Origin of the sequence: Pseudomonas sp. Pseusp88 (assembly GCF_047303955.1) — a bacterium.
Taxonomy (GTDB): Bacteria; Pseudomonadota; Gammaproteobacteria; order Pseudomonadales; family Pseudomonadaceae; genus Aquipseudomonas.
Genome location: NZ_JBGLYM010000015.1, coordinates 15,724 through 28,092 on the forward strand (window position 1 = coordinate 15,724; position 12,369 = coordinate 28,092).

At 61.5% G+C, this 12,369-nt stretch carries 13 protein-coding genes; 8 read left to right on the forward strand and 5 right to left on the reverse strand.

What is annotated here, in order from left to right; all coding sequences use genetic code 11:
• Positions 1–47 precede the first annotated feature (47 nt).
• From ACCD02_RS18675 to ACCD02_RS18695, 5 genes are all read right to left on the reverse strand, one after another.
• On the reverse strand, positions 48–881 hold the full coding sequence (locus ACCD02_RS18675; RefSeq protein ID WP_413304837.1) for an ABC transporter substrate-binding protein: 834 nt from the start codon (positions 879–881) through the stop codon (positions 48–50).
• Positions 882–909: 28 nt separating this feature from the next.
• The gene (locus tag ACCD02_RS18680) at positions 910–1,782 is read right to left on the reverse strand and encodes a phytanoyl-CoA dioxygenase family protein (RefSeq protein ID WP_413304840.1); all 873 of its coding nucleotides are present in this window, start codon (positions 1,780–1,782) and stop codon (positions 910–912) included.
• Positions 1,783–1,816: 34 nt separating this feature from the next.
• Entirely contained in the window at positions 1,817–3,340 is a 1,524-nt protein-coding gene (locus ACCD02_RS18685) for an amino acid ABC transporter permease/ATP-binding protein (protein ID WP_413304843.1), read from the reverse strand.
• Between the two features lie 119 nt (positions 3,341–3,459).
• Positions 3,460–3,618 carry a hypothetical protein gene (locus tag ACCD02_RS18690; protein WP_413304846.1) on the reverse strand — a complete coding sequence of 53 codons (159 nt, stop codon included), beginning with the start codon at positions 3,616–3,618 and terminating at the stop codon, positions 3,460–3,462.
• Positions 3,619–3,758: 140 nt separating this feature from the next.
• Positions 3,759–4,733, reverse strand: a complete 975-nt coding sequence (locus ACCD02_RS18695) for a LysR family transcriptional regulator (RefSeq protein WP_413304848.1) — start codon at positions 4,731–4,733, stop codon at positions 3,759–3,761.
• Positions 4,734–5,051: 318 nt separating this feature from the next.
• On the opposite strand from ACCD02_RS18695, the gene ACCD02_RS18700 reads away from it, so the two are divergent.
• The 8 genes from ACCD02_RS18700 (at position 5,052) to ACCD02_RS18735 (ending at position 12,337) form a co-directional block, all read left to right on the forward strand.
• Positions 5,052–6,302: a flavin-containing monooxygenase gene (locus ACCD02_RS18700; protein WP_413304851.1), complete on the forward strand. Its 1,251-nt coding sequence runs from the start codon at positions 5,052–5,054 to the stop codon at positions 6,300–6,302.
• A 136-nt stretch (positions 6,303–6,438) separates the two neighbouring features.
• Positions 6,439–6,864: a RidA family protein gene (locus ACCD02_RS18705; protein ID WP_413304854.1), complete on the forward strand. Its 426-nt coding sequence runs from the start codon at positions 6,439–6,441 to the stop codon at positions 6,862–6,864.
• A gap of 29 nt (positions 6,865–6,893) precedes the next feature.
• A complete protein-coding gene (locus ACCD02_RS18710) occupies positions 6,894–8,054 on the forward strand; it encodes an ABC transporter ATP-binding protein (protein WP_413304857.1) in 1,161 nt (386 codons plus the stop codon).
• A gap of 13 nt (positions 8,055–8,067) precedes the next feature.
• Positions 8,068–9,105 carry an NAD(P)H-quinone oxidoreductase gene (locus tag ACCD02_RS18715; RefSeq protein WP_413304860.1) on the forward strand — a complete coding sequence of 346 codons (1,038 nt, stop codon included), beginning with the start codon at positions 8,068–8,070 and terminating at the stop codon, positions 9,103–9,105.
• A gap of 28 nt (positions 9,106–9,133) precedes the next feature.
• Positions 9,134–9,748, forward strand: a complete 615-nt coding sequence (locus ACCD02_RS18720; protein ID WP_413304863.1) for a glutathione S-transferase — start codon at positions 9,134–9,136, stop codon at positions 9,746–9,748.
• A gap of 16 nt (positions 9,749–9,764) precedes the next feature.
• Entirely contained in the window at positions 9,765–10,211 is a 447-nt protein-coding gene (locus ACCD02_RS18725) for a type II 3-dehydroquinate dehydratase (RefSeq protein ID WP_413304864.1), read from the forward strand.
• Complete coding sequence (locus tag ACCD02_RS18730) at positions 10,208–11,140, forward strand: 2-hydroxyacid dehydrogenase (protein WP_413304867.1); 933 nt, start codon at positions 10,208–10,210, stop codon at positions 11,138–11,140. Before ACCD02_RS18725 ends, ACCD02_RS18730 begins: the two co-directional genes overlap by 4 nt.
• Before the next feature lie 168 nt (positions 11,141–11,308).
• Positions 11,309–12,337, forward strand: coding sequence for a polyamine ABC transporter substrate-binding protein (locus ACCD02_RS18735; RefSeq protein WP_413304870.1), 1,029 nt, complete (start codon positions 11,309–11,311; stop codon positions 12,335–12,337).
• Positions 12,338–12,369 lie beyond the last annotated feature (32 nt).

Sequence of the window (12,369 nt, forward strand, 5' to 3'; positions counted from 1 at the left end):
GCAGGGCGTGGGCCACAACGGAGTGCGGCCCACGCCATAGCCTCTTATCAGGGTTTAGGCATCAGGGTCGCGATGTCTTCATCGGTAGGCGCCTGGAAGTTGTACTTCTTCAGCAGCGCCGCGTATTCCGGCGTGGTGCGGTATTTGGCCAGAGCGTCGACCAGGGCCTTCTTGACCTCGTCGTTGCCCTTCTTCACGCCCAAGCCATTGAGTACCGGGTAAATCAGGGTATCGGACGAAATCACCACGCGACCGCCGAGTTTGTCGACCACGCCACGGGCTACGGCGGCGTCGGTGATCTGTGCTTCGACGGCGTGAGCAAGCATGGCCTGGGTGGTTTGCGGGTCGGTGGCGTATTCACTGATCGCGATAGGCTTGAGGCCATTCTTGACGCAGTACTCTGCCGAGAGTTTGTTCATCTGCGCCAGCCAGGACGTGGCAGCCATGGAACCGATCTTGTGACCGCAGAAGTCTTCCGGACGCTTGGGCTGGAACTCGCCGCCCTTGAGGGCGAGGATCGATTCGCCGCTTTTCAGGTAAGGAATCATGTCGATGACTTTCACCCGCTCGGCGGTGATGTACATCGACGAATTGGTCACGTCGAAGCGGCCACCCTGCAGACCGGTGATCAGGTTGGGAAAGCGCGTGTCGACGGTTTCCACCTTGCGCCCCATGACCTTGCCCAGGCCGTCGAGAAACTCGATATCGAAGCCGGCCGGGCGATTGTTGTCCATGTATTCGTAGGGGAAGAAGGTCACGTCAGAACCGGCGACGATCTTGCCATCCTGTTGAAAGGCCGAAGCCGCCAACGAAGTCATTGCCACCGCTGCGCCGATCAGGCTCAGGGCAATAGGACGAACCAACTTGTGCATCGCTGTCATTTATTAGTACCCGCAAGGTTGAGAAAAGTTAGGCAGTGGCTTGGTCTTGGCCAGCCTGTTGCACAAAGAAAGAGGCACCGCGCGGCTTCTGCGGCAAGCGCATCTGATTGCTCGTGGAGCGCACAAGGCCACTTTCCTGACCGGCCACCATCAGGCCGGAGTGCTGGCTGGGCAGAGGGTTTTCGCCGAATGGCAGCGCGTCTTCAGCGGCATAGACGCTGATGAACAGAGTGCGCGGCAGCTCGGTCTCGTTAGGGCTTGAAGCGTGCAACAAACGTGTGTGCATGAAGCACACGGAACCGGCCGGGCCGAAGCAGGCAACCGGCTCCTGGCAATGTTCTTCGACGACCCGGTCATCCACCGCGCCGGTGAAGCGCTGCTCGTGCCAGTGCGACCACAGCGGACCTTTATGGCTGCCGGGGATCACATTCAGCGGGCCGTTCTGCGGGGTCACTTCGCTGACCATCAACAAGGCGGTGACGATGTCGTCGTTACTGTGGGGGGTGAACAGGAAGTCCTGGTGCCACTTCACCTGGGTGGCGGTGTGAGGCAGCTTGGAGTTGATTTTGCTGTGATGGAAACGCGTACCGCCACCGCCGATCAACTGCGCGGAAATCGCCGCCATGCGCGACTGCAGTGCCACCTGCCGGTAGGCCGGGGAAATCTCGGTCGGCGAGCTGACCCGGCGCAACGACGGATGATCGGCACGATGATCGCCCTCCAGATCGAAGCGCGCACGACCGTCGATGGTTTCGCCCCAGCCCTCGGCATGGCCGCGACTCTCTTCAACCCACTGGTCGAAGTCGTGCTGCAGCGCCGCTACCTCATCGGCCGCCAGGACCCCTTCCACCACCAGGAAGCCGTCCCGGTGAAATTGCTCAACCTGCCATTGCTCGATCATGTTCTGCTCTTCCTGCAACCTGAAAAATTAAGGGTCATGCCAGCGAAACATCCTTGAGGAACGCTTCGACGCGAGGGTTGTGGCCGCTGCGCAGCACCTGGGGTTTGTCATCACAAACCACGCGGCCCTTCTCCATGAAGACGATCCGGTCGGAAACCTTGAATGCGAAATTCATCTCGTGGGTGACGATCACCATGGTGATGCCCTCCTTCGCCAGTGCCTCGATGACCTGCAGTACCTCGTTGACTTTCTCCGGGTCCAGGGCCGAGGTCGGCTCGTCGAACAGCATGATCTGTGGACGCATCATCAAGGCCCGGGCAATCGCTACCCGCTGTTGCTGGCCGCCGGACAGCTGATGCGGGTACTTCCAGGCGTGATCGAGCATGCCCACCTTGTGCAGCAGCGCGTAGGCCTGTTGCCTGAGCTCTTCGATACGGCCCAGGCGGTGGTAACGCGGCGCCATCAGCAGGTTGTCGAGCACGGTCAGATGGGGGAACAGGTTGAAGCTCTGGAACACCATGCCGATGTTCAGGCGGTGCTCGGCGTGCTCGACATATTGCGGCATCGAAGCGCCCTGTTTGCTCAGATGAATGAAGGGCTGCCCGTTGATCTTGATATCGCCGTTGTCGATCTGCTCAAGGCCGTTGAGCAAACGAATCAGCGTGGTCTTGCCCGAACCGGACGGGCCGATCACCGAGACCACTTCACCGGGCTGGATCTGCAGGCTGACGGCGCCAAGTACCTCGACATTGTTATAAGCCTTGTGCAGACGGCTGGCCTGCAACGCCGGGACCTGTGGCTCGCTGCTGGTTGCACGCTGCACCACGGCACGCTGCTGGGTCGCCAGGGCGAGGACTTCGGCATCGGGTACCCGGGAGACGTTGCGCTGATTGACGTCGAGAAACTTCTCCAGGCGTTTGAGCAGGTAGTCGAACACCGTGACGATCAGCACGTAGTAGAACGCCACCGCCGCCATGGTTTCCATGACCAGAAAGTTCTGCGAATACAGGCGCTGGCCGACCATGAGGATTTCGGTCAGCGAGATCACTGACACCAGGGAGCTGAGCTTGACGATGGAAATGTATTCGTTGGCCAGGGACGGCAAGGCCACCCGCAGGGCCTGAGGAATCACTACCCGCCATTGGGTGCCCAGGAACTTCAGGCCCAGGGCCCGCGCCGCCTCGGCCTGGCCCTTGTGAATCGACAGCAGGCCGCCGCGATGGATCTCCGCAACGTAGGCCGTTTCACAGAGGACCATGGCCAGCAGACCGGCCCAGAACGGGTCGCCCAGCACCGCCGAAGCGGCAGGAAATGCTTGGGGAATGTTGTAGACAAAGATCAGCAGGACCAGCAGCGGCAGGCTGCGAAACAGCCAGATATAGGCACGGGCCGGAGCGTTCAGCAGCGGGCGTTTCGACTGCTTGGCCAGGGCCACGAAGAAACCCAGGCCGATACTCAGTACCCAGGTCACGAAGCTCAGCTTGATAACGGTCCAGGTCGCTCGCCAGAACTCGGCATCGGCCAGCAAACCAAACATGTAATTCCAGTCGAATGTCATCGTCGCCGTGCTCAACAAAAAAATCAGAAAGTGCAACCGGACGCCCCGCTCGAATACGTCTGACGGTATGCACCGTTGAAACGAGGTTCGGGGAGAGAGGCGTTCACGGTCAATTAGGATTAACTGGACCAGTGCGTAGGCAGAACCGATGCAGCGGTATGACGTTTTTTATGTGTCGTGTTGCGCGCCTGACCAGCCTGCCAGCGAATCGCCCCATAAAAGCGCAGCAACCATTCCACGCGCCGCGCGGACGCCACACGTTGGTGCAGCGCATCCATGGTCCTCCCTGGGCTTGTCTCTTGCTGAAAGTCTGCAGGCCGGGAGCCGTTGCTTAAATTCGTTTCTGATTTACAACTGGGGCGAGAAAATCCGAAGCAGAGGTTGTTTCGAGGAATGATCAACAGTGGTGCGAGACTGCTCAGCCGATATCGGCAGCCGGGCGCACGGTATGGGGGTCAAAGAAGCTCGGTGCGGCCATGCCGGGGATGTACTGGTCGGACACGAACATGCGGCATCGCTCGGTAAACGCCGAGACCACCCGGGACAGCTGGGCATTGGTGGCTGTGGCATAACCCAGTTGCAGGGGTCGCAGGTCACCGGACAGACGAATACGGATCAGGCGCTTGCCGTCCTGGGAGATATTGCCCTTGGGCCGGGCATTGGCAATGGTAAAGCCCACGCCATTACCGACCATGGCCCGTACGGTTTCCAGATTGCTGGAGCGCATGACCACGTTCGGCGTAGTACCGGTCTGAGTGAACAGGCCGAGGAAATACTCCCGGCTCCAGGGGATATCCAGCAACACCATGGGATAGTTTTCCAGATCCTGAGTAGTCACCGCAGGCAGATTGGCCAGGGGATGATAGTCACCGACCATCACGTACGCCGGCAGCTTGGCCAGGGGCTGGAAGTCGATATCGGCGCTGCTGACCAGGTCGTAGGTCAGGGCGATATCGATCTCGGAACTGCGCAGTTTTTCCAGCAACTGCTCGTGATCACCTTCCACCTGGGTAATACGCACTCCCGGAAAGGCGCGGCCGAAACCGAACACCAGCTCAGGCGTGATCATCGGGGCCAGCGAGTGCAGGCAACCCACGCGCAACGGACCGCGTACCGTATTGAGCGACTCGGAGGCAATCGTATAAAGATTGCTCATCTGCTCCAGAATCAACTTGGCTTCCTGCATGACCTGGCGTCCCACTGCGGTGAGGGAGATGCCCTGGGCGTGATGCCGGATGAACAACTGAATGCCCAGCTCGGCCTCCATGTGGGTGATCGCCGCCGAGATGGAAGGTGACGACACATGAATGCGTTCGGATGCCGCGCTGATGCTGCCGGCCTCCCCGGAAGCGACAAAATATTCCAGCTGGCGCTGGGTAATACGACTGAGCATGAAGCCCTCCACATCTGCACGGATTGGCGAACAACGGTGCCAACCTTGAGTTGACCGCGTTGCAGAGTTCATGCCGGGAAGTCCGACCACCTCTCTGCACGCGACGAGGTGCAATCATCCCGTTGCCCACGTTCAAGCGGGGTTCGGTTTTTCCTAAGCTCTACGTTCAAAAAGCAGAATTCCTATCAGAACCACCCTTGATCACACTGGCCGCCGTGGATGAATGAAGTCTGCAAGGCTCCTGTGCCTTCTCGACGTGCTGCTGATGCAATGGCATCGGCGAAACCGATCAAGGTCGTTTTAATTTAGGAAACCCAAATGTCTGTAGAAAAAATCAACACCTTGGTGGTCGGCGCAGGCCAGGCGGGTGTCGCGATGAGCGAGCATCTTTCACTCATGGGGGTGCCGCATCTTGTACTGGAGCGCAGCCGCATCGCCGAACGCTGGCGTTCGGAGCGCTGGGACTCCCTGGTTGCCAACGGCCCGGCCTGGCACGATCGCTTTCCGGGCATGAAATTCAGCAACATTTCCCCGGAAGTTTTTCCGCCGAAAGAGCGCATGGCCGACTACTTCGAAGCCTATGCTGCCATGCTCAATGCGCCGATCCGCACCGGTGTCGAAGTGCTCAAGGTCGAACGTCACGTCGGCCGCCCCGGCTTCAAGGTGACGACTTCCCAAGGCGTTATCGAAGCCGCCAATGTGGTCGCGGCGACCGGCCCTTTCCAGCGCCCGGCCATGCCGGACATAGTTTCCGAACAGGTCAAGGTCCAGCAGCTGCACTCGTGTGCCTACAAGAATCCGGGCCAACTGGCCGAGGGCGCGGTGCTGGTAGTAGGCGCCGGTGCTTCCGGTTCGCAGATTGCCGAAGAACTGCAAAAGGCAGGCAAGAAGGTCTACCTCTCGGTGGGTGAGCACTACCGCCCGCCTCGCTCGTACCGCGGTCGCGACTACTGCTGGTGGCTGGGTGCCTTGGGCCTGTGGGATGAAGTGCGCATCACCCCGAAGAAGAAGCACGTGGCCTTTGCCGTCAGCGGCTATGAAGGCGGCAAGACCGTAGATTTCCGCCGCCTCGCCCATCAGGGCATCACCCTGGTCGGTCTGACCAAGTCCTGCAATAACGGCGTCATGGAATTCGAGCCGGGCCTGGCAGCCAACGTCGCCGAGGGTGACAAGGCGTACTTCGACGTGCTGCGTGATGCCGATGCCTATATCGAGCAGAACGGCCTGCCGTTCCCCCAGGAACCCGATGCCTGGGAGCTGCTGCCTGATCCGGACTGCCTGACCCATCCGGTCCTGAGTCTGGACCTGGAGCAGGCCGGCATTACCACCATTCTCTGGGCCACCGGCTTCAAGTTCGATTTCAGCTGGCTGCAGGTCAATGCTTTCGATGACAAGGGCGAGCCCTTCCACAAGCGCGGGATCTGTGCGCAAAGCGGCATCTACTTCCTCGGCCTGCCCAACCTGGTCAACCGCGCTTCTTCGTTTATCTATGGCGTGTGGCATGACGCGAAATACATCGCCGACCATATCGTCCTGCAAAACGAATACATGGCTTACGAGCCATCCTGAGCTGCTTCCCGGGGTGGCGCACTGGCCAATCCCGGGCTTCGGTTTTTCCTAAGCATTGCCCCGTCCAAATGCTGGTTTCGGCAAAGCCGGGGCAATGTGAAGCTTGCTCCATTCACTTCTCCAGGAGGCTCCCGACATGCCTACTCACACCCGCATCCGGATGTTCAACACCAAGCAGACCTACCCCAACCAGACCCTGGACAACGACCTGTGCCAGGCCGTGCGCGCCGACAACACGGTGTATGTGCGCGGCCAGATCGGCACTGACTTTGACGGTAATCTGGTCGGTCTCGGCGACCCCCGCGCCCAGGCCGAACAGGCCATGAAAAACGTCAAGCAACTGCTGGAAGAAGCGGGCTCCGACCTGTCCCACATCGTCAAGACCACCACCTACATCATCGACCCGCGCTACCGCGAGCCGGTGTATCAGGTGGTCGGCAAATGGCTCAAGGGCGTGTTCCCCATCTCCACCGGCCTGGTGATTTCCGGCCTCGGTCAGCCTGAGTGGCTGATGGAAATCGATGTGATTGCGGTGATCCCGGACGACTGGACCGGCGCCTGAAATTCTCCCCATCGAGCCACGGAGCGCCCATGGCAACTGCACAGATCAAGACCTCAGCACCTGCGATCGTGGCCGTGGACAGCCCTGCCACGGCGAAGATCAATATTGCCGTGCAACTGGACAGGGTGCTCAAGCGCTTCGGTGACGCCATTGCCCTGCATGAGGTCTCGCTGAAGATCCACGAAGGCGAATTCATCACTTTGCTGGGACCATCCGGTTGCGGCAAGACCACCTTGCTCAACCTGATGGCCGGTTTCGCCGAAGCGGATAACGGCGAGATTTTCATTGACGGCCAACTGGTCACCGAAACCCCGCCCTACCAGCGGGAGATCGGTATCGTCTTTCAGAACTACGCCCTGTTCCCTCATATGAGCGTGGCAAAAAACATCGGCTACGGCCTGCGCATGCGCGGCGTGGCCAAGGCAGAGATAGCCGAGCGGGTCGAACAGGCCCTGGCCCTGGTCAAGTTGCAGGGTTTCGGCGAGCGCAAGCCCCGCGAACTTTCCGGGGGGCAGCAACAGCGCGTGGCCCTGGCCCGGGCCCTGGTAATCCGGCCCAAGGTGTTGCTGCTCGACGAGCCCTTCTCGGCCCTGGACAAGAACCTGCGCCTGTCGATGCAGATCGAACTCAAGGACATCCAGCGCAAGCTGGGGGTCACCACCGTATTCGTCACCCATGACCAGAGCGAAGCCCTGAGCATGAGCGATCGAGTGGTGGTCATGTCTGCCGGGCATGTGCGCCAGATCGGCACCCCGGATTCGATCTATCGCCGCCCCGAGGACCCGTTCGTGGCCAGCTTCGTCGGCGACGTCAATATTCTCCCCGGCCGCTACCTGAGCCGCGACGACCTGGCGATCCTGGCCATGGGGGACAGCGCCCTGCGCCTGCCCGCTGACCGCGTTCATGCCGAAGTCGGTGCACGGCTGGATATCTATGTGCGCCCGGAAAACATCCGCCTCGCTGCACTGGGGCCGGACACCCTGCTCAGCGCCACCGTGGTCACCCATGTGTTCCAGGGCGATCACGTCGACATTCATCTGGACGTCCCGGCCCTGGGCCAGAAACGCCTGTTCGTCCGTCAGTCCGGCCTCGACGCCCTGACCCGTTGGCCAGTCGGTGCTGCCGCTGGCCTGAGCTTCGACAGCGAGGGCATCTGCGCCTTTGCCGCCGATGCCTTGCCCACTTCCTGAACTTGAGCCTTTCATGAGCGCTATTGATTCCGTTACCTCGCCCATCAGCCGTCTGCTGCCTGACACGATCTGCGCCGTTATCGCCCGCGAACCGGGAGCAGCCGACATGCTATGCAGCGTCGAGCGACCGATGCCGCAGCCCCAGGCTGGCGAACTGCTGATTCGCGTGGCCGCCGCCGGGGTCAACCGCCCCGACCTGATGCAGCGCAGCGGCATGCCGATACCAGCGGGTGTGACCGATGTACTGGGCCTGGAAGCCGCGGGAACAGTGGTTGCGGTGGGCAGCGACGTCACCGGCTTCGTTCCCGGTGATCGGGTCATGGCCCTGCTCAATGGCGGCGGTTATGCCGAGTATTGCCTGGCCCTGGCGGAGCACTGCCTGCCCGTACCCGCAGGACTGTCCCTGGAAGATGCCGCCGGTGTCCCGGAAGCAGCCTTTACCGTGTGGCACAACCTGTTTGAACTGGGCCGCCTCGGGGCGGGCGAGACCGTGCTGATCCACGGTGCCGCCAGCGGTGTCGGCAGTTTTGCCGTGCAGTGCGCCCATGCCGCCGGTGCCAGAGTGATTGCCACCGCCGGTGGCGCGGAAAAAATCGCGATGCTGCAGGCACTGGGAGTCTGGCGCGCCATTGATCGACACGAGCAGGACTTCGTCGACGTGATCGCCCGATGCACCGAAGGACGCGGCGTTGATGTGGTCCTGGATAACGTCGGCGGCCCGTACGTGGCGCGTAACCTTGCGGCCATGGCCCCGGGCGGGCGTCACGTCAGCCTGTCGTTTCTGCAAGGGGCGAAGATCGAGCTGGACCTGCAACTGCTGATGCGTAAAAGCCTGAGTCTGACCTCCTCCACCTTGCGCCCCATGAGCCGCGAAGAGAAGTCTCGCCTGGCCCGCTGCATTCAGGAAAATCTGCTGCCGTGGCTGGCTTCGGGACAGGTACGCCCGTTGATCCACAGCCGTTTGCCCCTGGATCAGGCCGCCGATGCCCACCGCCTGCTGGAGAGCAACGCCAATCTTGGCAAGGTGCTGCTGATCAATCCGGCATTTTAATCTGACACCCGCAGAGCGGAACGCCCCCATGTTCAAACTGTATTTCGCCCCCACCTCGCCCTACGTGCGCAAGGTCATGGTGACCGCCCACTGTCTGGGGCTGAGCCAGCAGATCGAGAAGCTTGAATCGGCCGCCCACCCGATCCGCCGTGACGAGCGAATCGCTGCCTTCAACCCGTTGGCCAAGGTCCCGGCCATGCAGACCACCGACGGCCTGATGCTCTATGACAGCCGGGTGATCTGCGAATACCTGGACAGCCATGCCGGTGGCTCGCTGTTCCCCCGGGAGGGTCGGCAACGCTGGCTCAGCCTGACCCGCCAGGCCCTCGGCGACGGCCTGTTGGACGCCGCCATGCTGGCCCGCTACGAAGCCGTCGCCCGCCCCGCCGACAAACAGTGGGATGGCTGGCTCGACGGGCAATTGACCAAGGTCTGGGCCGCCCTTGCCGACATCGAGAAACAGGTGCCGCACTACAGCACGGTTCCCGATGATATCGGCCTGATCACGCTCGGCTGCGGCCTGGGCTATCTGGATTTCCGCTTTGCCAGCCTGAACTGGCGCGCCGGGCACCCGGCCACAGCCGCCTGGTTCGCCGAATTTGACCGCCATACGGCCATGGTCGCCACCCGTCCCTTCGAATAAAGCCCTGGAGTCCGTCATGCCCCGCACCGTGTTTTTCCTCAATGGCCCCAACGCCAACCTGTACGGCCTGGACAAGAGCGGCACCTATGGCAGCGAGAGCTTTGCCAGTATCCAGGCGCGTTGCCAGCGCCACGCCACCGAACTGGGCCTGCAACTGGAGTTTCGCCAGAGCAATCATGAAGGCGTGCTGGTGGACTGGATTCAGGAAGCGCGCCTGAACGCCGACGCCGTGATCATCAACGCCGCTGGCCTGACTTACAGCTCGGTGCCGATTCTCGACGCCCTGCTGGCGTTCGACGGCCCCATCATCGAAGCGCACATGAGCAATATCTGGAAACGCGAGAGCTTCCGTCATCACTCCTACGTGTCCAAGGCCGCCACCGGCGTAATCGCCGGGCTGGGTGCCCTGGGTTATCGACTGGCGCTGACGGCGGTGGCCGAACTGCTGGAGCAGCAGCCATGACCTCGACCCTGGTATTCCAAAGTCAGTTCGACAGTTTTACCGAATGGAGCGCCCTGCTTGCCCCGCTGCTGCCGGGCGTGCACATCTGCCGCGACGATGAGGTCCAGGACCCGGACAGCGTGCACTACGTGTTGACCTGGAAGCCGCCGCACGGCTTCTTCGCGCGCTTCCCCAACCTGAAACTGCTGGTCAATCTCGGCGCCGGCGTCGATGCACTGGTCGAACGCGATGACCTGCCCGCAGTACCCATCACCCGGGTTTCCGATCCGGATATGGGCCGCATGATGGCCAGCTACGTGCTGTTTGCCGTGCTGCGCTATGCCCGGGATATACCCGCCTTCGAACGCGCCCAGCGCGAACATCGCTGGCACTATCTGCACCCGCGCCTGCCTGCCAGCGTCCGGGTCGGCGTGCTGGGCCTGGGTGAACTGGGTTCCTGTGCCGCACTGGAACTGGCGCGCCAGGGCTTCGATGTGCGCGGCTGGTCGCGCTCGCCAAAGCAGCTCGAGGGGGTCGGTTGCGTCAACGGCATGGACACGCTGGGCGGGTTCCTTGCCAGCAGCGACATTCTGGTGGTGATGCTGCCCCTGACCGAACAGACCCGCGGCCTGCTCAACGCCGAACGCCTGGCCCTGCTGCCCAAAGGCGCCTGCTTTATCAATGTCTCGCGTGGTGCCGTGGTCGATCAGCAGGCACTGACTGACGCGCTGACCAGCGGCCAGATCGGTGAAGCGACCCTGGATGTCTTCGACCGCGAACCACTGCCCCCTGAAGATCCACTGTGGGCGCTGGACAATGTGCTGATCACTCCGCATCTGGCCTCGGTTGCCATCCCGGCCAGCGCCGCCCGACAGGTGGCGGACAACATACTGCGCCTGGGTCGTGGCGAGGCAGTACTGCATCAGGTCGATCCGGCTCGCGGCTACTGACAAACCGCATGTCGGGCCTGCATCGGAAATCCTGATGCAGAAGCCCGGCAAAGGCTGTTTTACCGGATCCGCTGCGCCATTCCATCATGACCCCATCGAGCCAGGCCCTGCGTGCAAACAGGTTGGCAAGAGGTCAGTCCGTTCAGAACCCGCCAGAAGGAATAGAAGATGCTGCGTCATGCCATTGCCTTGACCCTGTTAAGCGCGAGCCTCCTGGCCGCCGCGAATGCCAATGCCGCCGACAAGCTGATCGTCAGCACCTGGGGCGGCAGCTTCAAGGACCTGATCGACGAAGCCATCGGCAAGCAGTTCACCAAGGAAACCGGGGTCGAAGTCGAGTATGTCACCGGCGGCACCATCGACCGCCTGAACAAGGCCAAACTGGCGGGCATCGCGGAAACCGACCTGACCTTCACCACCTCCCACGTCGGCTGGCTGTATACCCACGACAAGCTGTTCGAAACCCTGGACATGAGCAGGATCGCCAACGCCGCCAACCTGGTCCGGCAGGCCAGGCTGAGTCCGTCCCACATCGGCGTCTGGGGTTATGTCTATACCATCGGCTACCGTCCGGACCTGGTGCCTCAGGGCGAGACGTTCAATAGCTGGGCAGACCTGTGGAAACCCGAACTCAAGGGCACCCTGGCCCTGCCCGACTGGGACCCAAGCCATATCATCGCGGTCTCGGCCAAGCTCTCCGGCAGCGACGCCGGGCACTGGGAAAAGGGCGAAGACAAGCTCAAGGCGCTGATCCCCAATATCAAGTCGTTCTACACCAATGACGCCAACAGCCAGCAGTTGATCGCCACGGGCGAGACGCCGGTACAGGTCATGCTCTCCATGAACGCTTACCACATGATGGAAGAAGGCGTGGACATCAAGCTCGCCATTCCCAAGGAGGGCGCCGTACTGGGCGTCGACGCCATGGGCATCAACAAGGGCAGCAAGCATGCCGACCTGGCTTACAAGTTCATGAGCATTGCCCTGTCCCCTGAGGTGCAGGCCAGGATCGCCAAAATCAATCGTGGCAGCCCGGTGGTGACCAATGCCCATGTCGACCCGGAAATTGCCGGTTTGCCGGGGATGCTGACGACCCCCGCACAGTGGGACGCCACCTTGAATATCGACCCTGAACTGCGCGCCGAAAAGTCCGCCGAATGGCGCAAGTGGTTCTCGGAAAACATCATGGCCCACTGATTTATTTCACCTCAGCGGCCAGCCCTAAGGAC

Bases quoted from the DNA above. Each gene is read 5' to 3' on its own strand.
- ACCD02_RS18710 (WP_413304857.1), top strand. From the start codon at position 6,894: ATGGCAACTGCACAGATCAAGACCTCAGCACCTGCGATCGTGGCCGTG.
- ACCD02_RS18690 (WP_413304846.1), bottom strand. From the start codon at position 3,618: ATGGATGCGCTGCACCAACGTGTGGCGTCCGCGCGGCGCGTGGAATGG.
- ACCD02_RS18700 (WP_413304851.1), top strand. From the start codon at position 5,052: ATGTCTGTAGAAAAAATCAACACCTTGGTGGTCGGCGCAGGCCAGGCG.
- ACCD02_RS18685 (WP_413304843.1), bottom strand. From the start codon at position 3,340: ATGACATTCGACTGGAATTACATGTTTGGTTTGCTGGCCGATGCCGAG.
- ACCD02_RS18735 (WP_413304870.1), top strand. From the start codon at position 11,309: ATGCTGCGTCATGCCATTGCCTTGACCCTGTTAAGCGCGAGCCTCCTG.
- ACCD02_RS18730 (WP_413304867.1), top strand. From the start codon at position 10,208: ATGACCTCGACCCTGGTATTCCAAAGTCAGTTCGACAGTTTTACCGAA.
- ACCD02_RS18715 (WP_413304860.1), top strand. From the start codon at position 8,068: ATGAGCGCTATTGATTCCGTTACCTCGCCCATCAGCCGTCTGCTGCCT.
- ACCD02_RS18695 (WP_413304848.1), bottom strand. From the start codon at position 4,733: ATGCTCAGTCGTATTACCCAGCGCCAGCTGGAATATTTTGTCGCTTCC.
- ACCD02_RS18705 (WP_413304854.1), top strand. From the start codon at position 6,439: ATGCCTACTCACACCCGCATCCGGATGTTCAACACCAAGCAGACCTAC.
- ACCD02_RS18720 (WP_413304863.1), top strand. From the start codon at position 9,134: ATGTTCAAACTGTATTTCGCCCCCACCTCGCCCTACGTGCGCAAGGTC.
- ACCD02_RS18680 (WP_413304840.1), bottom strand. From the start codon at position 1,782: ATGATCGAGCAATGGCAGGTTGAGCAATTTCACCGGGACGGCTTCCTG.
- ACCD02_RS18675 (WP_413304837.1), bottom strand. From the start codon at position 881: ATGACAGCGATGCACAAGTTGGTTCGTCCTATTGCCCTGAGCCTGATC.
- ACCD02_RS18725 (WP_413304864.1), top strand. From the start codon at position 9,765: ATGCCCCGCACCGTGTTTTTCCTCAATGGCCCCAACGCCAACCTGTAC.